The organism is Halorhabdus salina, assembly GCF_013839425.1.
Classification (GTDB): domain Archaea; phylum Halobacteriota; class Halobacteria; order Halobacteriales; family Haloarculaceae; genus Halorhabdus; species Halorhabdus salina.
Genome location: NZ_JACDNP010000006.1, coordinates 1 through 20,959 on the forward strand (window position 1 = coordinate 1; position 20,959 = coordinate 20,959).

Below are 20,959 nucleotides of genomic sequence, written 5' to 3' on the forward strand. Positions count from 1 at the left end.
GTCTCGCTACTCACGGCTTCCGTTGGTCGCCGTTCACGATAATCGAGACCTCTCTCCGATCGGTCTCGCTACTCACGGCTCGTGTCACTTCCCGTTCGCAATTATGGAGACGCTCACGCCGTTCGCGTCTCCCTATGCGGGGGATGGGCGTGAGCGAACGTCGATCGGCGCTTGCACCGATCGGAAGTCGAACCCATGGACTACGGGAAGACGATGGCTTCGCTTCGCCCAGCCCTGCGACTTCCCTGCGCTCGTTCGCTTGCTGTGCTCGCTTACGAGACTCCTTCGGGACCGGATTTTAAGCCCGCCGCCTTTGGCCGCTCAGCCATCCTCGCGTGTTCACCATTCTGACCGACAGCCAAAACGCGGTTTCGCTCACAGCCCGCCAGTCAATCCTGCGGGGTGGCTTATCCCTGTCCTGGGGCGTCGCCGGATTCGCAGTCGTTGATATACTCCTGGGCGTACGGGTGGTCGGGATAGAGTTCGAGGGCCGTCTCCATTTTTTCCGTGGCGGTCTCACAGTCTCCGCGCCAGTAGGCCAGTAGTCCGTCGTCGAAGGCTGTGTCCATCTCGCCCGACTCGTTTTCGACGCCGAGCCCGGCCAGCATTTCCGTTGCGACCTCGATGGGAAGCCCAAACGTAATCTCTTGAATATTGGCATCAGACGGGCCAAAGGTGGCGATTCCGACCACTTCGCCGTCGCTGTTGTACATCGGTCCGCCGCTGTTGCCCCTGTTGATCGCGGCGTCGGTCTGAATCGTGTTGATGCCCGAATTAAGACGGCGACGGGCGCTGACGATCCCCGTCGTGAGCGTCGGCTGGAGTGCCTGTTCGCGATCCTCGAAGAGATCGTGGATGCCAATGCCTGGATAGCCAATGACGAACAACTCATCGCCGGTTTCGACGCCTTCGGCGCTGCCCATCGTGACTGACGGCAGGTTGGTCTGGTCGACTTTCAGGACGGCAACGTCCCGGCCCCAGGTTGGGGTTCCGTCCACTTCGGTGACAACCGTGCCTTGGTCTCTCACTTCGGCTGACCAGCTTTCGACCTCGATGTCGTCATCCGGCGTCGCACGCCCGTTTAGCGCGTTGAATTCGGTGTCGACTCCGGATAGCTGACTGTACTCCAGATAGTAGTCCATCAACTTATCGTAGAGTGTGTTCTCGATCTCTCCTTTCTCGGTATTTGTTAGACCCGAGTCAGCGAAGCTCTCAGCTAGCGATTCGCGGATGGCCCCCGCAGTGATCGATGCGAGGTGTTGGTACAGAAGCCGTTCCGGGTCGTCGTCGGCCAACACGACGTGGGCGTTCGTGACGATGTACCCGTCCGGTGAGACGATAAAGCCCGATCCGGTCGCGCCGTTCTGGAGGTGGCCGCGTTCGGTGCCGGCGCTTTCGCTCTCGTCACGGCGGAGCTTGGCATCTTGAACGGCATCGATCACTTCGATATCCGGCGTACTCGTCCGCTCGTACCGGCCGGCGAGTTCCCCGTTGCGAGACAGTTCGAGGATCGCCGTCTCCCCTTGGTCAGCCCGCTGGTAGTCGTATCCCGCCGTGCCCCCGCTTTCGGTCTGGAGAATGATCCGTGCCCCTTGCCTGACGCCGTACTCGCCCTGGAAATCACCGTTTTCGCCGGTGATCGTGAATGTCTTATCACGGTTGAATCGGATTTGCTCGTCTCCGCTGGTGAGGTCCCAGGTCCCGTAGACGTCACTCGGATAGATTGTCGTCAATTCGGGCCACGCGACCGTTCCCGAAACGCGACTGTTGATGTGCGTGATCGCAGCTTTATCCCGCTGGATAGTCCGTTTCTCGATGTTGGGTACCTCCGGCGTCACTGTTTCGGTGACCGTCTCGGTTGGCGTGGTCGTCGCAGTTGGCGTTGCCGTCGGTCCGCTTGTGGAGGTCGGCGTATCGTCGTCCGACCCAGCGCAGCCCGCGATCCCGACGGCAACGGCGGCCGCTGCGCTCCGAAGAACCCGACGACGGGACACCTTCGACCGACCGTACTCACTTTTCGATCCCATGCTATATTGTGGTCAATTCACACACATAGTAGTTCGGGAGAGGAAGGCTCACAGTTCTACAGCGTCGGTAATTGTGGTCCAACACGCTTAAGTTAGTGTACGGAGTTGTACACTATAACTCGAATGAGTACATCAATGACCACAATACAAGAACACGTCGAGCGGGTCACTGACGGAGGGAATTTGACCGTTGACCAGGCTCGTGATGCCTCGCGGGCGGTTTTTGAGGATGCCACGGAGGCACAGATCGGCGCGCTGTTGAGCGCGCTCCGGGCGAAGGGTGAGACGGAAGCTGAGATCGCCGGCTTTGCTCAGGGAATGCGCGAGGCCGCGCGGACGATTGAACCGGACCGGGATCCGCTGGTCGACATCGTCGGCACGGGTGGGGACGACTACGACACGATCAACGTCTCGACGACTAGCGCGCTCGTCGCTGCGGGTGCGGGCGTCCCCATCGCCAAGCATGGCAACTATTCGGTGTCCTCCTCCTCGGGCAGTGCCGATGTCTTAGAGGAGGTCGGCGTCACCGTCGATGCCGAACCGCCGGCCGTCGAAGACGCTATCGAGCGCGAGGGGATCGGCTTCATGCTCGCGCCGGTGTTTCACCCGGCGATGAAGGCCGTCATCGGGCCGCGAAAGGAACTCGGGATGCGGACGATCTTCAACATCCTCGGCCCGTTGACGAACCCTGCCGGCGCGGACGCACAGGTACTGGGCGTCTACGATCCCGAACTCGTCCCACTGATCGGCCGGTCGCTCGCCCACATGCCCGTCGAGCATGCGCTGGTCGTTCACGGTGCCGGACTCGACGAGATCGCCGTCCACGACGAGACGACGGTCGCCGAAGTCGACGGCGAGGACGTCACGGAGTACACGCTCTCCCCGAATGATCTCGGCGTGGGGCGTCACGACATCGACGACGTCGCGGGCGGCACGCCCAGTGAAAACGCGAGTGCGCTTCGCGGCATCGTCGAGGGATCCAGGGACGGCGCCAAGCGCGACATCATCCTGGCCAACGCTGGCGCGGCGGTCTACGTCGCCGGCGACGCGTCCTCGATCGAAGACGGCGTCGAGGCAGCGCGCCAGGCAATCGACTCGGGGGCGGCCGGCGAGAAGCTCGATGACTTACGCGGAGTGGGCGCATGACGCGGGTGAAGATCTGTGGCCACACACGAGTTGATGACGTGCGTGCGAGCGTGGACGCGGGTGTCGACGCCATCGGCGTCATCGCTGACGTCCCTATCGAGACGCCCCGGGAAGTCACCCCGGAGACAGCCGCGACGTTGCTCGCCGCCGTCCCGCCGTTCGTCGCCGGGACGCTCGTGACGATGCCAGAGACGGTCGCCGCCGCCCGTGACCTCGTCGAGGCGACCGAACCGGACGCGGTACAGATCCACGGAACGCTCGATCCTGGCGAGGTTGCCGACCTCGGGGCGGCGATTGCCCAGCCCGTACTGGTCGCCGTCGACCACGAAGCAGATCTCAAAGCCTACGCCGACGCGGCCGACGCGCTCGTCGTCGACACGCTCGCTGCGGACGGTGGTGGCGGGACCGGGAAGACCCACGACTGGGAGCAGACCGCGGCGGTCGTCGAGTCACTTGACGTTCCTATCGTGCTCGCGGGCGGCCTCACACCCGAAAATGTCGCTCAGGCCGTCGAGACGGTCGAACCGTACGGTGTCGATACGGCAAGCGGCGTCGAGAGCGACGGCGGCATCAAGGACCACGAGGCCGTCGCCGCGTTCGTCGACCGGGCCAGATCCGAACAGGTGGTCGCATGACTGGCGACCCGTCCCTAGCCAGAACGGAGTTCCTGAACCTGGCCGACGCCGACGAGCCGGGTGTGATCCGGGTGGCGATCGACCTCGACGCCGACGTCGATCCACTCACGGCGTACGCGGCCCTGACCGGCCCCAACACGGACGCCGAGACAGCTGACTACGCGTTCCTGCTCGAAAGCGCCGAGAAGGTCGCCTCCAGCGATCCGGACGGGGCGTTCGCCCCGACGACCGACGACCGTCACGCCCGCTATTCCTTCGTGGGGTACGATCCAGTTGCTGTCGCGACGGTCGAGGGGGACGAAACCACGGTCGAGACGATCGACGACCGCTACGCCGAGTTGATCGATACCAACGGCGGCGACGTCCTCGACGAGTTGCGGACGACGCTTCCCGACGTGCCCCGGCGCGGCTTCCCGGACCACGATCGCCAGACCCTCGAGGGTGGGCTCGTCGGCTTTCTGGCCTACGAGGCGGTCTATGACCTCTGGCTCGAGGAGGTCGGTCTCGACCGGCCGGACTCGCGGTTCCCGGACGCCCAGTTCGTCCTGAACACGCAAACGCTCGTATTCGATCACGGCACGGACACGCTCTCGCTCGTGTTCACGCCAGTCGTCCGGCCCGAGGAAGACGCCGGGGCGCGATACGACGAACTGCTGACGGAGGCCGAGCGCGTCGAGTCACTGCTCGCGAGCGCTGGGCAACCGGAAACGGGCGGATTCAGGCGGACGAACGAAGTCGCTGGCCCGCAGGACACCTACGAGGAAGCGGTCGAACGCGCGAAGGAAGGCGTCCTCGACGGCGAGATCTACCAGGGCGTGATTTCTCGCAAACGGGAGCTGTACGGCGACGTCGATCCGCTGGCGCTGTATGATTCCCTCCGGACGATCAACCCCTCGCCATACATGTACCTGCTGGGCTACGGCGACCTGACGATCGTCGGCGCGAGTCCGGAGACGCTGGTCTCGGTCGGCGGCGACCGAATCACGTCGAATCCGATCGCTGGCACCTGCCCCCGCGGGACCAGTCCCGTCGAAGACCGCCGACTTGCTGGCGAAATGCTCGCCGACGAGAAAGAACGGGCCGAACACACCATGCTGGTCGATCTGGCTCGCAACGACGTCCGCCGGGTCGCGCAGGCGGGCAGCGTCCGCGTCGAGGAGTTCATGAACGTCCTGAAGTACAGCCACGTCCAGCACATCGAATCGACGGTGACAGGGACGCTTGCCCAGGACGCTGACGCCTTCGACGCAACGCGGGCGGCGTTCCCCGCGGGAACGCTTTCCGGTGCGCCGAAGATCCGTGCCATGGAAATCATCGAGGACCTGGAACCTAATCCGCGCGGCGTCTACGGCGGTGGCGTGGGGTATTTTTCCTGGAACGACGACGCCGACTTCGCGATCGTCATCCGGTCGGCGGCACTCGAACACGGCGTCGATGCCACCGACGCCAACGGGGGCACCGATCGGATCACCGTCCAGGCCGGGGCCGGGATCGTCGCCGATAGCGATCCAGCAAGCGAATACGAAGAGACCGAACAGAAGATGGGCGGCGTGATCGATGCTATCGAACGGATCGAGCGCGAGACGCCCATCGAGGAGGTGTCACGATGAGCGAGTCGGCGAGCGGAAGCCGCGTCGACGCGGCCACCGAGGTCCTGTTCGTGGACAACTTCGACTCGTTCACGTACAACCTGGTTGAGTACACGTCCGAACACGCCAACACGACCGTCCTGAAGAACACGGCTTCGCTTGCGGACGTGCGGGCGGCCAACCCTGACGCCATCATCATCAGCCCGGGGCCAGGTCACCCGAAGAACGATCGCGATGTCGGCGTGACGATGGACGTCCTCCGTGCGGTCAGCCCCGAGGTGCCGACACTGGGTGTCTGTCTCGGTCTGGAGGCCGCGGTCTACGAGTACGGTGGCACGGTCGGCCACGCCCCTGAGCCGATTCACGGGAAAGCGGCGTCGATCGAGCACGACGGCAGGGGCGTCTTCGCCGGTCTCGATCAGGGCTTTCAGGGCGGGCGCTATCACTCACTCGTCGCTAGTGACGTCCCGGACTGTTTCGACGTGACGGCTACAACGGCGGCCGAGACCGAGAATGGGGTGGTCGAACTGGTCATGGGGGTCCGCCATCGCGAGCATCCAATCGAGGCCCTCCAGTTTCACCCCGAGTCCGTGTTGACTGCCGTCGGACATGATGTGATCCGGAACTTCCTCGCTGGGGTGTGACCCACCCCCCGCGTTCGACTCCGACCCACCAGACGGGGCCGCTATCTATTTCTACTCGATCACTTTCACTCCGGTCTGGGAAGTCTTATGTGGTCCCACCTCCTTCCATTTCAGCGTGCGCGAGTACCCCGCGAGCCGGGGCTTTCGCGGTCACGTCTCTCTACCGTGACACTGACTGGAATCGCACGCAATCAACCAAACCAAGGGGTTATGCCGTAGCCGAGCCAATCGAATTTCGACACAAATGACACGAACGCAGCGCCGATCGACAGGACGGATCGACGGTCAGTCGCCCGCCATTACCGGGGGGGCCGAGCAGTGAGCGACGCCGAATTGAGCGTCGACGAGGTGACGCTGCCGATCAAGCGGACCGACGGCGAGACGCTCGCCGACCGACTGACTGATAACGCCTATCACAACATCTTGCCGGCGCGGTATCTCCGGAAGGACGCCGACGGCGACCTCGTCGAGGACCAAGAGGATCTCTTCGAACGGGTTGCCAAGAACATCGCCCTGGCCGAGGCGGTCTACGAGGCCCAAAACCAGGACGTCGAGATCACGGTCACGCCCGACCAGCTCAAACCCGATCACCCGCGGCGGGACGAACTCGCCGCGGAGGTCTTCGGGAAAGGGACGACGGCTGATGCGGACGCGGAGACCACTCTCACCCAGTACAACGTGAACAAGTTCGCCTACGAGACGGTCGTCCCTGAACTCCCCGAGGCTGTCCGTGCACACGTCGAGGACACCGCCGCGGAGTTCCAGCGGCTGATGGGGGATCTCTCCTTCATGCCGAACTCGCCGACGCTGATGAACGCCGGCGACGAACTCCAGCAGCTGTCTGCCTGTTTCGTCGATAGTCCCGCCGACGACATCGACGACATCCATCAGACAGCAAAAGAAGCCGCACAGGTCTTCCAGTCCGGCGGCGGCATGGGCTATGCCTTCTGGAAACTCCGCCCGTACGGGGACGCAGTCGGCTCGACGGGCGGAATTGCCTCCGGGCCGATCACGTTCATGCGTACCTTCGACCAGATGTGTGAGACGATCGCCCAGGGTGGCGCGCGGCGCGGTGCCCAGATGGGCGTCATGCGCGTCTCCCATCCGGACGTCATCCAGTTCATTCACGCCAAGAACAAGGACGTCTCCCTGGCTCACACCCTACGGCTGAACGATCCTGACGACTTCACCCACACCTCCTTTGCTGACGCCTTGGATGAGGGCCGTGAACTAATCGACGACGAGGGCAAAGTTCCCGAACACCTCCGCAACGCCGTCGAGGGCCACCTCTCGAATTTCAACATCTCGGTGGGTATCACCGACGACTTCATGGACGCCCTCCGGAACGACGAGGAGTTTACCTTCACGAACCCACGGACTGGCGAGGCCCACATCGTCACCGAGGAAACCAAAGAACTGTACGACATGTTCGGCCTCGGCGAGTACGTCACGGTCGGCGAGGAACTGTCCGTTCCCGCCGAAGAACTCTGGGACGACATCGTCGAGGGCGCCCACGAGAACGGCGAACCGGGCGTCATCTATCTGGAACGCGTCAACAAGGAACACTCCTTCGACGTCGAAGCGAATCCAGATCATCAGATTCTCGCGACGAACCCGTGTGTCACCGGTGACACGCTGATCAGTACCGAGGACGGTCTCGTGCCGGCCGAGGAACTGTACGAACAGGGTGTCGCGCGGGACGTTGTCGTCGACGGACGTCTGAGCGAAGACCGCGTCAAGGAGGCCAGTAGCGTCTTCAAGACCGGCGAGAAGGACGTGTACAAGCTCGAAACGGAGGAGGGGTACGAACTCCATCTGACGGCCGACCATCGATTGATGACCGACGATGGATGGACCGAAGCACAGAACCTGGAACCCGGCGACACGGTCCACGTTCAGGATCGCAAGGGTGAGTTCGGGAAGCACGGTTCGGCTGAAGAGGGACGCGTCCTCGGCTGGCTGGTCGGTGATGGGCATCTCAAACACGGCGAAGAGCGAGCAGTCCTGAACTTCTACGACGAGGACGCGCAGGTCTCCGGGCAGTTCGCCGACGACGTCAACGAGATCGTGCGTGCGCCCACTGGCAACGCCGACTACGAGATCGGCGTCAACGAGATCGCGCGGAGCGACGAGTACCGCGGTGCCCAGGCCGTCGAACAGCGAATCCGCTCGGCGCGCCTCTATGAGTACGCCGAACAGGCTGGCCTCGCCGAGGCGAAACTCCAGGTTCCCGACGCTGTCATGCGCGGGAGCGAGGAGATGGCTCGCGGGTTCCTGCGGGCGCTGTTCTCCGCCGATGGGGGCGTTCAGGGCAACGTCGAGAAGGGTGTTTCCGTCCGACTGGCGAGCGTCGACGCGGACTTCCTCAAGGATGTCCAGCGACTGCTGATCAACTTCGGCATCGCGAGCAAGGTCTACGAGGACCGGAAGGAAGCCGGAACAAGAGAATTACCCGACGGAACCGGCGGTACGGCCGAATACGAAACCGAAGGGTTCCACGAACTCGTCATTGTCAAGGACAATCTGGTCCGGTTCCGCGACGAGATCGGGTTCCTGCTCGACACCAAGCAGGAGTCCCTTGAAGACCGTCTCGCTGACTACGATCGGGGCCCGTACAGCGAGCGGTTCGAGGCGACTGTCCAGTCCGTCGAGTACGACGATCATGAAGCAGTGTACGACCTGACTGAGCCGGAAACCCACTCGTTCGTCGCGAACGGGCTTGTAACCCATAATTGCGGTGAGCAACCGCTCGAAGAGTACGAGGCCTGTAACCTCGGGCACATCAATCTCTCGACGGTCGCCGACACGGACGCGCCGGACTGGCGAGTCTGGTCTGATCGACACGCCGACGAGTACGACGACTTCGAGGATGCGGTCGACGCCTATCTCGAAGAGGCAATCGATTTCGCGGAACTCGACCATCGCATCGAGATGGGGACGCGCTTCCTCGAAAACGTCGTCACGATGTCGGACTTCCCGGTCGCCGAGATCGAGGAGAAGGTCCGGAATATGCGCAAGATCGGGCTTGGCATCATGGGGCTGGCCCAGCTGTACATCCAGCTCGGTGTCAAATACGGTAGCGACGAAGCCGACGAGATCGCCCGCCAGGTCATGCAGCACATCAACTACGAGTCCAAGTGGGCGAGTCACGAACTCGCCGAGGAACGGGGCTCCTTTGCGGAGTGGGACGACTCGAAGTACGCCGATCCAACCGAGTACAACGAGTGGTTCGAACACTACGTCGGCACGGACGCTGCTGACTTCGATGACGGGTTCGCCATTCGCAATCACAACACGACGACGATTGCACCGACCGGAACGACCAGCATGGTCGGCAACACGACCGGCGGGTGTGAACCAGTCTACAACGTCGCCTACTACAAGAATGTCTCCGACGACGTGCAGGGCGATGAGATGCTCGTCGAATTCGACGACTACTTCCTGCGGGTTCTGACGGAGAACGGCATCGACGTCGAGGCCGTCAAGAAAGAAGCCCAAGAGCAGATGGCCGAAAACGACTTCGACGGCGTCGAAGGGCTGTCGACGGTGCCAGACGCCATCGGCGAGTTGTTCGTCACGACGGGCGACCTCTCGCCCAAGCAGCACGCCTCGATCCAGTGTGCCCTACAGGACGGTGTGGACTCGGCCATCAGCAAGACCGTCAACGCGCCCAACGACTCCGACGTCGAGGACGCCAAGGACGTCTTCGAGTACATCTACGAACACGGCGGCAAGGGCGTCACCTACTACCGTGACGGCACCCGGAGCAAGCAGGTGCTGACCACGCGGGCTGACAACACCGACTTCGCCGACATGGACGAGGAAGAGGCCGCCGAAACCATCGTCGCACAGATCGACGACGTTTTCGGCGGGCTGGAGGCGTTCCTGGACAACGATGGCGTCCGGGATCGACTTACCACGGATATCGAGGACCTGCTCAACGGCGACACCGCACGCAAGTACGCCGAGAAGAAACCGCGTCCCGACCAACTGCACGGCGTCACCCAGCGCATCGAGACTGGCTACGGCAAACTGTACGTGACGATCAACGAGGACCCCAAGACAGGCGAACCGTTCGAGCTGTTCGCCAACACGGGTCACTCCGGTGGGTTCACCAATTCCTTCACGGACGCGCTGGCGAAGACGATCTCGGTGGCACTGCGCTCGGGCGTCGATCCCTACGAGATCGTCGACAAGCTCCAGGGCATCCGATCGCCGAAGGTCGCCTGGGACAAGGGCGAGCAGATCAACTCCATCCCGGACGCCTTCGGAACGGCTCTGCGGCGCTATCTCGACGACGAGATCGACCGCACGTACCCACAGCAGCGCACCTTAGAGGAAACGGCTGACGAAGACCGCCCCGCTGAGCACACGGCCGCGATGTCCAGTTCGGAGGACCACTCGACCGATGGCGGGGCCACAGCCACTGATTCGCCTTCGCTGGCCGATCAGCAGGACATCATCGCGAACGGCGAGAGTCCCGAGTGTCCCGAATGTGGCTCGATGTCGCTGTACTACTCCGAAGGCTGCAAGACCTGCGAGTCCTGTGGCTGGTCTGAGTGCTGACGCGCTGACTGGCACTACCTGATATTTTCCGTTGGTCGACTTGTTTTCCGCCACCCGAACCGTCAAGCGCCCGGCTGTCGATGCGTCTGTATGAGCGAGACAGGCGGTCGCCCCTGTCCGCGCTGTGGTCGGCCACTTTTTTCGCGCCACTGCAAGTACGTCTGTCCGGCCCACGGGGTCATCTACGACTGTGCGGACACGTTCTATTGAATTCGCGACCGTCTCACCGGTCAGGAACTCAGCGAGTCGAGCGTCGGGAGTCGATCCCGGCGCTGGAGGTGTCGGATCGCTGGGCCAGCCAGGACAAGGAGTCCTAGCCCACCGGCACCGAGGAGTAGCGGCAGGCTCTCGCTGGCTCCCGATAGCGTGAGTGTTCGCATCGACGACCCAGTCAGGACGCCCGCAACCACCCACGGAATCTCGCCGACGAAAGTTCCGGTGACGAACGCCCTGGCCGACACCGTCGAAAGGCCAGCGCCGTAGGAGATCACGTCGGCAGGAACGGGGAACAGTCGGGCGGCCACGACTCCACGGAGTTCACCCACTGCCGTGACGACGTCGCGACTTCGCCGGTAGAGTCGACCGAATAGACCAGCCTCCCGCGGGGCCCGCCTGGCCAGGACGTAGGGCGGAATGCACGTGAGTACCGCGCCCGCGAGTGCGACCGGGACGCCGAGTGGCACGCCGAGTCCGTACCCAGCGAGAATCGAGAGGAGCGAGATCGGCCAGAGGACGAGCGGCCGGACGGTATACAGGACGGCGAGGACGCCGACGAACGCGAGTGGCGATCCGGCGACGGTTTCGACGGTAGTGATCACGTCTGTTGGTGAACTCGTCACGGTCGCGATCGCAGCGACCACGAGCACGACCCCGAGTACCATCGCTTGCCGTCGGACCGCCGGGTGCATCACTCTGTAGTGGGGTTGAGTCCGGCAAACCTCTTGTGGTCGTCGCCCGATGATTCTTGGCGCTCGCGCCCGAATTGTCGACTGTGACCGACGACCGCGACGACGACGCGAACGAGCCAGCGAATCGCGGTACGGCCGGCTCTGCCAAACCGGGGAAGCCAGCCGAATCTGGGGGGCCAGACCCTGGGGACCCGGATCCAGTCGCCCTCGGGATGGCATTGCTGGCCCACTGTGAGGATCCAGCGCTATCGGTCGCCGAGGCGGTCGATCGCTTAGAGACGATTACGACGGATCCCCGCGTCACTCGCGAAATCTTGGAGACGGCCGAGGCAAACGGGATCATCAAGCGCGAGGAGACGACGATCGAACCCGTCGGTGGCAACTACGTCAATTTCGAGAGCCAGGTCATCACCCGAGAGGGCGAATTCACCTGTCGACGGTGTGGGGCCGAGATCTCGACGGGGCACTTCGTCAACTTCGACGCGGGCGAACTCGGTCCCTTTGGCTCGTCGTGCATTCGGAAGGTGACCGGACGGGAGTGACTGGCTCCCGGGCAAGCGATCACTGGGTGCGCAACTGCTCGACGAGTTCCGTGATGGCGTTGTGCTGTTTTTTGAGTAGCTGGTTCTGTCGTTTGACTGCCGTCGAGAGTTCGCCCATCTGCTCTCGTAGCTCCTCGACCTCCTCGGCGGTTGCGACGTCGGGATCGGAGTCGGCAGACAGGTTCAGCGTTTCGTCTCCGCGGTCGGCTGCTCCCATCTCGCTGTCACCGATATCGGTGTCGATGGACCGGGCTTCGTCGGTTGTGTCATTGTTCGAATCGACCACAGATTGCTCCGTCTGTTGGGGTTCTGGCTGATCGGACGCAGATTCGGGAGTGGTCGATTCGACGGCTGTCCCGGCAGCCGGTTCGGTCGCTGGCTCTGCCGGCGGGTCCTCGACTTCGGCGTCGGTCACGAGTGGGTCGATGTCCGAGCCGAGCGTGAGGTCGTTCCCGTCCGGGGCCTTGTCATCATCCTCGTCCAGCCCGACGACGCGATCGAGTTCGGCAAGCGTCGCCACGTCGTAGTACTCGAAGACGGCCTTCTTGAGTGTCTCTTCGACGAGGCGCGCGTCGTCGCGTGGTGTCTTGATGCGTTGTGGGCGGCCGTCGATCGAGATGACGACTTCGGTGGCGACGCTGCCCTCTTCGAAGGCCAGGCCCGTGAGGTCCTCGTAGGCGTAGGTTTCGAAGTCGTCGTCCCAGACGGTCGCGCCGATGTGTCTGACCAACTGTTGTTCGGCAATCACGAGCGTCAACTCACTGAACCGGAAGGCCCCGACGACCGACTCTCCATCAGCGATGACGCCGTGTGCGCCGAGGATCCCCTCAAGCAGGAGTGTCAGGACGTCTCGCGTGTGATCGCCGGGCACGGAAAACGAGCGCGTGCCGTCGACGTAGGTGAGCTTGAATGTCGTTTTTCGCCGCCCCTCAGAGAGTTCGAGGCGGTCGGCGTCGTGGGGGAACGCATCGATGCCTTCGTCGCTCAGCAGTCCCTCTGCGTTGTAGACGAGCGTCCGTGTGGGGGTTGCACAGACCACGTCCTCGTCGCCGATCGGCACGCCTGCCCGAAGTTCCTCGTCACCGAGTTCCTCCCGGACGAGGGCTGGAATCTCCATGCTCAAGGTGTGCCTGTCCGGCGGCTTAAATCCGCGGGTAGACGGCGTCGGTCGGCAATTCCAGTTTCGCTGTCGTCGTCGCTGGCCGGTGGACACTGATCGCGTTTCGGTCGGCGTTCCCTCCGGCGACTCGAAGATGAGAAGGTTAAAGGCTCCCCTCGCGCAATTCGGGATTGCGCCCGGGTGGCTTAGCTGGACATAGCGCCGCACTCATAGGGTCTTTCCACGTGTGTGCGTCTGCATGCCTGTCGAGGGTCGTCCCCTCGGACCTGGGTTATGCGGAGATCGAGGGTTCGGAGCCCTCCCCGGGCATTCTCAACCCGTCGCGAACTATCTGTGAGCGACAGCCCTGCGAATGATTTGCGGAGGGCGACGAACCCTGAAAGGTATCGCGCGAACGCCAGTGAGCGCGAGGGTGGGAAATCTTTGATTTCCCGTTGTTCGGAGCCCTCCCCGGGCATACTTTATTCGTGGCTCGCGTCGGCGAGCCATACCTCCAAGAATGCGCTGTGGAGGGCGGAGAATCCGGGAGGGTCTGTGCGAGCGCCAGCGAGTGCAGAGGAGGCCAGACGGAGTCTGGCTGTCGTTCGGCAGCACTCTTCTGGCACTCCTCTGAAACATCATCTGGCTACGTAGGACCGATAGTAAGTGGTGTGTCTTCACCTGCTGGATACGTGAGTGATCCGGCGTGAGTCAGGCGCTCACGGCCACCGATCTCCGCGTCGAGTGGACCGTCGGTAAGCGCTCGCAGGACGCCGACACACTGCACTGGCCCGACCCCGACAGCGAGGTGCTGCGACCGGCCTGTGACCAGGCGACGGTCAGCTACGACGGTGCTTCTCGCGAGATCGCGCCGGGAATCTACTGACCTGCGACCTCTGTCAGAACCCGGTGTGTTTCGGCGGCGATCATCACCGGCGTGGCCATATCTGTTCAGGTCTGTTACTGAACCGTTCACTTCGAATCCAGGCCTGCCATGTGGCCGTCGTCGCCGTGATCGAGGGCGGGATACCGACTTTCGGGCGGAGATCGAAAAGGGTCCTGGCCGTCGAGTCCGGGCAGCGGCGTGTCCGGTGCGAGAGCAGTGACGCCGTCGACGGTGACTGGTTGCAGTGGCGGGAGGATCCGCTTGCGTATCATCGCGGGCCGCTCGCGCGTGCGGTTGGCGGGGGGTGAGTCGGCATGAAGCCGCTCGCTCTGAGATCCGGCTTCGGTTCCTACATGGTCGTCACGACCGTCGTGATCAGTGCTGGACTCGTCGGTGTCGACATCGCGGGTGGAGCGCCGAAGTGGGCACGGCCCAAAGCATGGACTTGAACCCCCTCGACGCAGACGTACGTCGGGGTGGAATCGGCGATCACCCGACTCGCGAGTGTCTGACGTGCGTCCTACATGTCCGGGCTGTGGGTTCCGAGATGGGTTTTGAGATAATCGACAGCAAGCGCGGCTCTTTCAAACTCAGAAGACGCTATTCGCCGATGAACATTCCGGAATGGTTAAACTACAACCGGTCATTGTTGCGGGTGTCGCATGCAGATAAAGCAACTATTCGATGGAGAGGATCGCGGGGTGTCGCCGGTCATCGGCGTCATCCTGATGGTAGCGATTACAGTCATCCTGGCAGCCGTCATCGCGACGTTCGTGATGAACATGGGGCCGCCCGAGGATACGGCGCCGACGGGGAGTTGGGACACGAGTTCTGATCTGTCCGGGTCGAACCACAGTGTGGTATTCTCCTACGGCGGCGGGGAAGACATCAGCGGTGAAGAATTGACTGTTTCGGTGTCTGGCGCTAGCGACAGTAAATACGACGGTGATTTCGGATGGGAAGAACTCGGAGGCCCATCTGATGTCGGCGCAAGCGGGAGTGTGAACGTGAGTGCTGGATCTATTGCAAGTACAGACACTTTTTCGGCGAAAGACGTTGAATTCGGCAACGCAACGATCGAAATTGTCTGGGAGTCCAGCAGCGCCGACAAGTCGAGGACGCTAAAGACCTGGGAGAACTGACCGACGAGGTGTCTTTTCGCGGTTTTTTTCACGCATCGCGATTACGTGGTAGCCCGTGTCCCGGGGCCGTGCCTCCCGAACAGCACCTACGCGAGTGCCAGCGCGGATCGTACTGCGGGCGGACAGTCCGTGTTGTGAGTGTGACTTCAAGCGTCCATACGTTGTGCGGACCCACGCTGGGCGCGAGTATGTCGACGCCCGTCCCCAGGGATGCGCCTCGATCGCCGGGGAGGGGTCGGCGATAACTGACGGTCTGGGCTGTCCGTGGTGTCACGAACCGGCCCGCGACGGCGACGGACTGACGTGGGTCTGTGAGCGCGAGGGTTGGGACCCGCCGATTTCACGTCGTTTGGCAGCTTTCCCCGGGGATTTATACGGAGCCACGAACGATGGTGAGTGGCGACGCTGACAAATGCACGTACGGGGTCAACTCTTCCGGTTGCACGCTACGGCGTCTGCCTCTGCAGACAGGGGCCGCGAGCTTTCCAGTGGATCGGCCACTCTTTCTCCGACACTTTGCACGAGGCGTGGCAGTCAGCAGTGCGTGCTTAGTGATCGAACGGGCCTGCGGTGTCCGTCGTCCGCACTTCCCACGAAAACTCGCCGGACTCGTAGACGTGGCCGGTGAGATATTCGTAGCTACCGCCCACAACTGCGGCTGGATTGAAACGCGTCGTCCCCAAGCTCTTGTCCAGTAATTCCCCATCGAGGGTGAATTCGATCTCGTACCAGGCGGACTCAGTGAAGATCCCGTCGTACGTCTGGCTGTCACCGGGTGTTACCGTCGTTGCTGCAGTCATATTGCGTTGGGATGCTGGCACAGTGGCTGTGCCAGGTACGTCGCCGGCATCCGTCCCCGGCTCCGATCCTACATCCGTTACGGTAACTCCAATCGCATGCGGCAGGTGATGATCGTTCTCGAATCGAAGGCTTCCCGCTGGCGGGGCCTCCTCTGTGAACGCACTACAGCCAGCGAGGGCCCCAACCGTGACTGTGCTGAGCGATGCGAGGAATCGACGTCTGCGTATGGAGGGCATCTTCCCTTCGTTTTACCGGACCGTATTTAATTGTTCGAGTCCGTCCGAATCGCTATCGGAGGTTTCTCTGTCGGCGTCTGCGACAAGCCGGATCAACCCGCTCCTGTGTGGATCGTCTGCTGGCAATCTCTACCGTTTCCACGGCTGGACCGTCCGTTCGGGGCAGCAATTCGCTTGGCTCTCGAGGCACGAGTGGACACTGCACCGACGACCCCGGCTCCCAGCATGCCCCGACTGCCCAGTGATTCCCCTTCTAACCGCTTGTTCCCACCGCTCACGCTCGGTCGAACCTCCTCGGGAGCGGCCGGGAGGCGACTTGAACCGGTCACGGCGGGGCCAGTGATCCTCTGGGGCTGGGTGTAGTAATCGAGAACGCGTCCGTCTGATCGGCGTGAGTGTGTGAACCTGTCCCAGAAACTATTTCGAAACTTTCATGTATTGGGGTAAAGAATGATTTCATGGCCGCGAGTTATAGGTTGTCCACCCATAGTCCACAACAGGCATCCTGTGCCTGCGGCCCTTTTGACACCACACATGCACTACGGTGGAGTCTCGCCTTCGTGATCAGAGTCGGTAACTCGAGACACAAAGAACAGGGACCTCTCCCGGACGGGAGCGGGTTTCGGCAATTCATCAGGCGTGTTTTGAACGCCCTCGCGGGCCCGGAATTTCGAGCTGCGATCTGCGCCGCAAACGAACCTGTTGTTTGTGGGTTTGGCGCTTCAACAACTGGCTACCGGGAGAACACGTGATCCCACTCAGAATTGGGCCAAGCTTCTGCTTGTCTGTCCGTCAACGAACGTCCGGACGACGAAATCGCCCAATACAGGGATGGGACCGTCGTAGTTGCCGCCTTGGCCACGGAGACAGCACCGGGAAACGGCGTGTTCCGGTACTCATCGCCCGGCCATAGTTTATCAATCACGATTGATCCTGTCTGCCCTTCACAATTGGGATCCATTCCAATTATTTTATACGGGTGAGCGACCAACGTGCAGCAGAATGGAACGACGCGACGGATGGCGACCGAGGACAGTCGGTCGGCGGCACCGTCCGCGGACCGGATCGTACAGCAACAGGAGCGAGCGATGTTCACGGGTATAATTGAAGACGTCGGCACCATCGTCGAGATCGACCGACGGGCAGAAGCGCTGGTTCTGACGATTCACAGTGAGGAGATCGCGCCTGAACTCGGCGATAGCGTGGCCGTCAACGGCCCATGCCTGACTGTTGTCGATATCGACCGGGCGGCCCAGACGTTCACCGTCGAAGTGACGCCCGAGACCTACCGACGGACGACGCTGGAAGAACTCCGCCCGGACAGCCCGGTCAATCTCGAATCGGCACTGACGCTGGCAGATGAACTTGGCGGCCACCTCGTGACGGGCCACGTCGACGGGACCGGCGTCGTGACGGATCTCCGCCGGGAAGAGAAAGCCCGGATCTACTCGATCCGGCCGCCCGAAGACTTGCTGCCGTACCTGGCTCCGAAAGGGTCGGTGGCCGTCGACGGCGTCAGTTTGACCGTCGTTGACGTCGATCGCACGTTCAGCGTCTCGATCACCGACTTCACCGAAGAGGAGACGCTCCTCCGGGAGACGAGTGTCGGCGACACGGTCAACATCGAAGTCGACGTGATCGCCCGATATCTCGAACGACTGGCCGGCAGCGCCGATGCCGGTGCTGGTGATCTGATGGAGAAATTAGCATCAATGGAGGGTACATAATGAGTATCGTCGATTCCGACCGCGACCGATCCCGCTATGACGACATCGAGGCTGTGATCGCCGCACTCGAAGCCGGCGAGATGATCTTGATCGTCGACGAGGCGGGCCGGGAAAACGAGGGCGACCTCTACGTGCCGGCCGAGGCAGTCACGCCCGAACAGATCAATTTCATGCTCACGGACGGGCGCGGGCTGGTCTGTGCACCGATGGGTCCCGAGCTGACCGACGACCTCGGGCTCGAACAGATGGTGCCCCGGTCCCAGAATACCGAGGAGATGGGCACCGCATTCACCGTCTCGGTCGACGCCGTCTCGACGGGCACGGGCATCTCGGCGTACGACCGCGCGGAGACGATCCAGGCCCTGGCCGATCCCGAGACTGCCCCCACGGACTTGGAGAAACCAGGCCACATTTTCCCCCTGGAAGCGCGGGCTGACGGCGTTCTGGATCGAGCCGGTCACACCGAGGCGGCGGTCGATCTGGCCCGGATCGCTGGCTATCGGCCCGCGGGCGTGATCTGCGAGGTCGTCGACGACGACGGGACGATGGCCCGCGAGGACCGCCTTCTGGAATTTGCCGAGGAACACGACTTGCCGACCGTGACCGTCGCGGATGTCGTCGAGTACCGATATTTGACCGAGACGTTGGTCTCTCGCGAGGTCGAGACGCGCCTTCCCACGGAGTTCGGCGAGTTCGACCTCTATGGGTACGATTATCGCGGTGAGACTCATGTCGCCCTGGTCAACTTCGAGGACGTCGATCCCGGGACGGACCGCCCACTCGTGCGGATCCATTCGAAGTGTCTGACCGGTGACGCCCTCCACTCGCTGAAGTGTGACTGTGGCTTCCAGCTCGATCAGACCCTCCAACGAATCAGCGAGGAGGGTGGCGTCTTGCTGTATCTCGATCAGGAAGGGCGAGGGATCGGCCTGCTGAACAAACTCAAAGCCTACCAGCTCCAGGAAGAGGGCTATGACACTGTCGAGGCCAACCGTGAGCTCGGGTTCGAGCCCGACGAACGGCGCTTCGATGCCGCCGCCCAGATGCTCAAGGATATCGGCCTCGACAGGGTGCGTCTGCTGACGAACAATCCCCGGAAAATCACGGCCTTAGAGCGGTTTGGCTTCGACGTCGAGACCGACTCCCTGGAGATCGAACCCAATCCGGAAAACGAATCGTACCTCGCAACGAAGGCCGAAAAGCTCGGCCATCAACTCGACGTGTTCAACACGGACTAACACAAAACGGACCTAACACCGATCCATGACAGACTACGACGTGACAGAACTGGAAGGCGAACTGGACGCGAGCGACCGCGAATTCGGTATCGTGGTCAGCCGCTTCAACGACCTCATCACGGGCAAACTACTCGATGGCGCCCTGGACACGCTGACGCGCCACGGCGCTAGCGAGGACGACATCGACGTGGCCCGCGTGCCGGGCTCCTGGGAAATTCCATTGGTGGCACAACGCATGGCCGAGTCCGGCGACTACGATGCCGTGATCGCCCTCGGTGCGGTCATCCGGGGAGAAACACCGCACTTCGAGTACGTCTCCAACGAAGCGACGAAGGGTGTCGCCAAGGCGACCCTGGACACCGACGTGCCGATCGCCTTCGGCGTGCTGACAACAGACACCACCGAGCAGGCGATCGACCGCGCGGGCGTCAAACAGGGCAACAAAGGCAGCGAAGCCGCCGAGAGCGCCATCGAGATGGCCGATCTGCTCGGCGAGTTCTGAGGGCGCGTCAGGTTCTTCGACCGCAGGGTCGTCTGACCGACGCTCGATTGGCAGACAGACCGCGTGGTTCCCCAACCGTGGACTTCTGAGTTCCACTAGTTCACTTCCGGGGGATTGTTCTCTTGACGCGCCCAAGATAGAAGGCGCGAATTTCGCCTGGTTATGAGCACGAAAAACGTCCGCCGAGCGCAGCGAGCGAGGATACCCGAGCGGGAAAAAGATGGTCTATATCTTCCACGCGATTCTATCAGGGGTTGATATATTGGTCAGTACCGAAGTAGTGTGAACTCGAAAGTCAAGACGTGACGTAACACTGAGTGGCTAGGTATTCCCGAAGTCGGTGAAACCAACCGACTCGTGAACTGTTGTATGCCATTCTGTGACCAGTCGCGACTTTTTTTCTCGGCGGGTGCTGTAGTAGCCCCCGATGACAGTCGTTCTCGCCGGCGTCGGCGCAGACCAGTCCAACGTCGGCCGCAACCTCCCGCTGTACGACGACGGGACCTTCGAGTACATCCCGATCCCCGAGAAGTGTTCCGAGACCGGCGAATCCGAGACGTTCCGAACCTGGTCCCTCCGGACGGGTGACGTTGCCGCCGATCTTCTCTCGAAAATCCGCCCCGCGCCCGGTCGCGAGGCGGCCTGGATCACCGATCCCGACCGGATCGCCGACTGGCCGCTCCATCGCGATCCGAACTTCGAGGCGCTGACCTACGGCGAACACCGCGGAAGTGTCGACCGGCGACAGCGCTACGTCCCCTTTCTGGAAGCGCTGGAGCCGGGCGATATCGTCGGGTTCTACGCCGGACTGGCCCCGGCCGATGGTGGCGACCCACACCGGTACCTAATCGGGTATTTCACCGTCGAGTCGGTCGTCACCACCCAGGGGCTGTCTCAGGCGGAACAGCGCCGACTCCTGGCCGACCACGCCGATAACGCCCACGCCAAACGGGCCGACGACGGCGAACTCTACTACGATCGCATCGGCGCCGACGGAAAGTACGTCGTCATCGTCGAGGGCCGGCGACCGGGCGGGCTGTTCGAGCGCGATCCCATCCGTCTGAGCGAGAAATACGTCAAACCGGGCAACGAACGGGCCGGCTATTACCTCCGCGATCTGATCGCCGCGGACTGGAACCTGGCCGGTCCGGACGCCGACCCCGTCGCGCTGACACGGAAACCGGCAATGCAGTTCGATCTCTCCACTGAGGCGTTCGTCGATCGGGTCGGGATTCCGGACGAGCGCTGACAGCTCCTGGTTCTATCCAGAA

At 62.5% G+C, this 20,959-nt stretch carries 18 protein-coding genes and 1 tRNA gene; 14 read left to right on the top strand and 5 right to left on the bottom strand.

Going from position 1 to position 20,959, the window contains the following annotated elements; genetic code table 11:
• Positions 1-407: 407 nt before the first annotated feature.
• Positions 408-2,027: a S1C family serine protease gene (locus tag HZR20_RS09250; protein WP_181686310.1), complete on the bottom strand. Its 1,620-nt coding sequence runs from the start codon at positions 2,025-2,027 to the stop codon at positions 408-410.
• A gap of 135 nt (positions 2,028-2,162) precedes the next feature.
• Here HZR20_RS09250 and trpD point away from each other — a divergent pair, with 135 nt between their 5' ends.
• The 6 genes from trpD (at position 2,163) to HZR20_RS14730 (ending at position 10,817) form a co-directional block, all read left to right on the top strand.
• Positions 2,163-3,173, top strand: a complete 1,011-nt coding sequence (trpD, locus tag HZR20_RS09255) for an anthranilate phosphoribosyltransferase (protein ID WP_181686311.1) — start codon at positions 2,163-2,165, stop codon at positions 3,171-3,173.
• A complete protein-coding gene (locus tag HZR20_RS09260; RefSeq protein ID WP_181686312.1) occupies positions 3,170-3,808 on the top strand; it encodes a phosphoribosylanthranilate isomerase in 639 nt (212 codons plus the stop codon). The genes trpD and HZR20_RS09260 overlap by 4 nt, the downstream gene beginning before the upstream one ends.
• Positions 3,805-5,418, top strand: a complete 1,614-nt coding sequence (gene trpE, locus HZR20_RS09265) for an anthranilate synthase component I (protein ID WP_181686313.1) — start codon at positions 3,805-3,807, stop codon at positions 5,416-5,418. Before HZR20_RS09260 ends, trpE begins: the two co-directional genes overlap by 4 nt.
• Positions 5,415-6,041, top strand: a complete 627-nt coding sequence (trpG, locus tag HZR20_RS09270; protein ID WP_181686314.1) for an anthranilate synthase component II — start codon at positions 5,415-5,417, stop codon at positions 6,039-6,041. The genes trpE and trpG overlap by 4 nt, the downstream gene beginning before the upstream one ends.
• A gap of 318 nt (positions 6,042-6,359) precedes the next feature.
• Complete coding sequence (locus tag HZR20_RS09275) at positions 6,360-10,607, top strand: LAGLIDADG family homing endonuclease (protein ID WP_181686315.1); 4,248 nt, start codon at positions 6,360-6,362, stop codon at positions 10,605-10,607.
• Positions 10,608-10,697: 90 nt separating this feature from the next.
• A complete protein-coding gene (locus HZR20_RS14730) occupies positions 10,698-10,817 on the top strand; it encodes an HVO_2523 family zinc finger protein (protein ID WP_309484920.1) in 120 nt (39 codons plus the stop codon).
• A 20-nt stretch (positions 10,818-10,837) separates the two neighbouring features.
• Here HZR20_RS14730 and HZR20_RS09280 read toward each other — a convergent pair whose 3' ends face one another.
• On the bottom strand, positions 10,838-11,515 hold the full coding sequence (locus HZR20_RS09280) for a TVP38/TMEM64 family protein (protein ID WP_181686316.1): 678 nt from the start codon (positions 11,513-11,515) through the stop codon (positions 10,838-10,840).
• A 212-nt stretch (positions 11,516-11,727) separates the two neighbouring features.
• Here HZR20_RS09280 and HZR20_RS09285 point away from each other — a divergent pair, with 212 nt between their 5' ends.
• On the top strand, positions 11,728-12,057 hold the full coding sequence (locus tag HZR20_RS09285) for a DUF5830 family protein (RefSeq protein WP_181686449.1): 330 nt from the start codon (positions 11,728-11,730) through the stop codon (positions 12,055-12,057).
• 19 nt (positions 12,058-12,076) lie between these two features.
• Here the strand turns inward: HZR20_RS09285 and HZR20_RS09290 are convergent, their stop codons facing one another.
• Complete coding sequence (locus HZR20_RS09290) at positions 12,077-13,174, bottom strand: DUF7115 domain-containing protein (protein WP_181686317.1); 1,098 nt, start codon at positions 13,172-13,174, stop codon at positions 12,077-12,079.
• A gap of 177 nt (positions 13,175-13,351) precedes the next feature.
• Here HZR20_RS09290 and HZR20_RS09295 point away from each other — a divergent pair.
• Together HZR20_RS09295 and HZR20_RS09300 are read left to right on the top strand one after the other, a co-directional pair.
• Positions 13,352-13,486: transfer RNA gene (locus tag HZR20_RS09295), tRNA-Met, on the top strand.
• Between the two features lie 376 nt (positions 13,487-13,862).
• Entirely contained in the window at positions 13,863-14,042 is a 180-nt protein-coding gene (locus HZR20_RS09300; protein ID WP_181686318.1) for a hypothetical protein, read from the top strand.
• Positions 14,043-14,128: 86 nt separating this feature from the next.
• On the opposite strand, the gene HZR20_RS09305 is transcribed toward HZR20_RS09300, so the two are convergent.
• Complete coding sequence (locus HZR20_RS09305) at positions 14,129-14,314, bottom strand: hypothetical protein (protein ID WP_181686319.1); 186 nt, start codon at positions 14,312-14,314, stop codon at positions 14,129-14,131.
• Positions 14,315-14,704: 390 nt separating this feature from the next.
• Between HZR20_RS09305 and HZR20_RS14560 the strand changes: the two genes are divergently transcribed.
• Positions 14,705-15,184: a type IV pilin N-terminal domain-containing protein gene (locus tag HZR20_RS14560; protein WP_258560412.1), complete on the top strand. Its 480-nt coding sequence runs from the start codon at positions 14,705-14,707 to the stop codon at positions 15,182-15,184.
• A gap of 548 nt (positions 15,185-15,732) precedes the next feature.
• On the opposite strand, the gene HZR20_RS09315 is transcribed toward HZR20_RS14560, so the two are convergent.
• Complete coding sequence (locus tag HZR20_RS09315) at positions 15,733-15,984, bottom strand: hypothetical protein (RefSeq protein WP_181686320.1); 252 nt, start codon at positions 15,982-15,984, stop codon at positions 15,733-15,735.
• Positions 15,985-17,213: 1,229 nt separating this feature from the next.
• On the opposite strand from HZR20_RS09315, the gene HZR20_RS09320 reads away from it, so the two are divergent.
• The 4 genes from HZR20_RS09320 to HZR20_RS09335 all read left to right on the top strand — a co-directional run bounded on the left by HZR20_RS09320 (position 17,214) and on the right by HZR20_RS09335 (position 20,937).
• A complete protein-coding gene (locus tag HZR20_RS09320) occupies positions 17,214-17,948 on the top strand; it encodes a riboflavin synthase (protein ID WP_309484921.1) in 735 nt (244 codons plus the stop codon).
• Complete coding sequence (gene ribB / locus HZR20_RS09325; RefSeq protein ID WP_181686321.1) at positions 17,948-19,186, top strand: 3,4-dihydroxy-2-butanone-4-phosphate synthase; 1,239 nt, start codon at positions 17,948-17,950, stop codon at positions 19,184-19,186. The genes HZR20_RS09320 and ribB overlap by 1 nt, the downstream gene beginning before the upstream one ends.
• Before the next feature lie 25 nt (positions 19,187-19,211).
• Entirely contained in the window at positions 19,212-19,688 is a 477-nt protein-coding gene (gene ribH, locus HZR20_RS09330; RefSeq protein WP_181686322.1) for a 6,7-dimethyl-8-ribityllumazine synthase, read from the top strand.
• Between the two features lie 427 nt (positions 19,689-20,115).
• Positions 20,116-20,937, top strand: coding sequence for an Nmad3 family putative nucleotide modification protein (locus tag HZR20_RS09335; RefSeq protein WP_181686323.1), 822 nt, complete (start codon positions 20,116-20,118; stop codon positions 20,935-20,937).
• The last annotated feature ends 22 nt before the right edge of the window (positions 20,938-20,959 follow it).

Bases quoted from the DNA above. Each gene is read 5' to 3' on its own strand.
- HZR20_RS09250 (WP_181686310.1), bottom strand. From the start codon at position 2,027: ATGGGATCGAAAAGTGAGTACGGTCGGTCGAAGGTGTCCCGTCGTCGG.
- trpD (WP_181686311.1), top strand. From the start codon at position 2,163: ATGACCACAATACAAGAACACGTCGAGCGGGTCACTGACGGAGGGAAT.
- HZR20_RS09260 (WP_181686312.1), top strand. From the start codon at position 3,170: ATGACGCGGGTGAAGATCTGTGGCCACACACGAGTTGATGACGTGCGT.
- trpE (WP_181686313.1), top strand. From the start codon at position 3,805: ATGACTGGCGACCCGTCCCTAGCCAGAACGGAGTTCCTGAACCTGGCC.
- trpG (WP_181686314.1), top strand. From the start codon at position 5,415: ATGAGCGAGTCGGCGAGCGGAAGCCGCGTCGACGCGGCCACCGAGGTC.
- HZR20_RS14730 (WP_309484920.1), top strand. From the start codon at position 10,698: ATGAGCGAGACAGGCGGTCGCCCCTGTCCGCGCTGTGGTCGGCCACTT.
- HZR20_RS09280 (WP_181686316.1), bottom strand. From the start codon at position 11,515: ATGCACCCGGCGGTCCGACGGCAAGCGATGGTACTCGGGGTCGTGCTC.
- HZR20_RS09285 (WP_181686449.1), top strand. From the start codon at position 11,728: ATGGCATTGCTGGCCCACTGTGAGGATCCAGCGCTATCGGTCGCCGAG.
- HZR20_RS09290 (WP_181686317.1), bottom strand. From the start codon at position 13,174: ATGGAGATTCCAGCCCTCGTCCGGGAGGAACTCGGTGACGAGGAACTT.
- HZR20_RS09305 (WP_181686319.1), bottom strand. From the start codon at position 14,314: ATGATACGCAAGCGGATCCTCCCGCCACTGCAACCAGTCACCGTCGAC.
- HZR20_RS14560 (WP_258560412.1), top strand. From the start codon at position 14,705: ATGCAGATAAAGCAACTATTCGATGGAGAGGATCGCGGGGTGTCGCCG.
- HZR20_RS09315 (WP_181686320.1), bottom strand. From the start codon at position 15,984: ATGACTGCAGCAACGACGGTAACACCCGGTGACAGCCAGACGTACGAC.
- ribB (WP_181686321.1), top strand. From the start codon at position 17,948: ATGAGTATCGTCGATTCCGACCGCGACCGATCCCGCTATGACGACATC.
- ribH (WP_181686322.1), top strand. From the start codon at position 19,212: ATGACAGACTACGACGTGACAGAACTGGAAGGCGAACTGGACGCGAGC.
- HZR20_RS09335 (WP_181686323.1), top strand. From the start codon at position 20,116: ATGACAGTCGTTCTCGCCGGCGTCGGCGCAGACCAGTCCAACGTCGGC.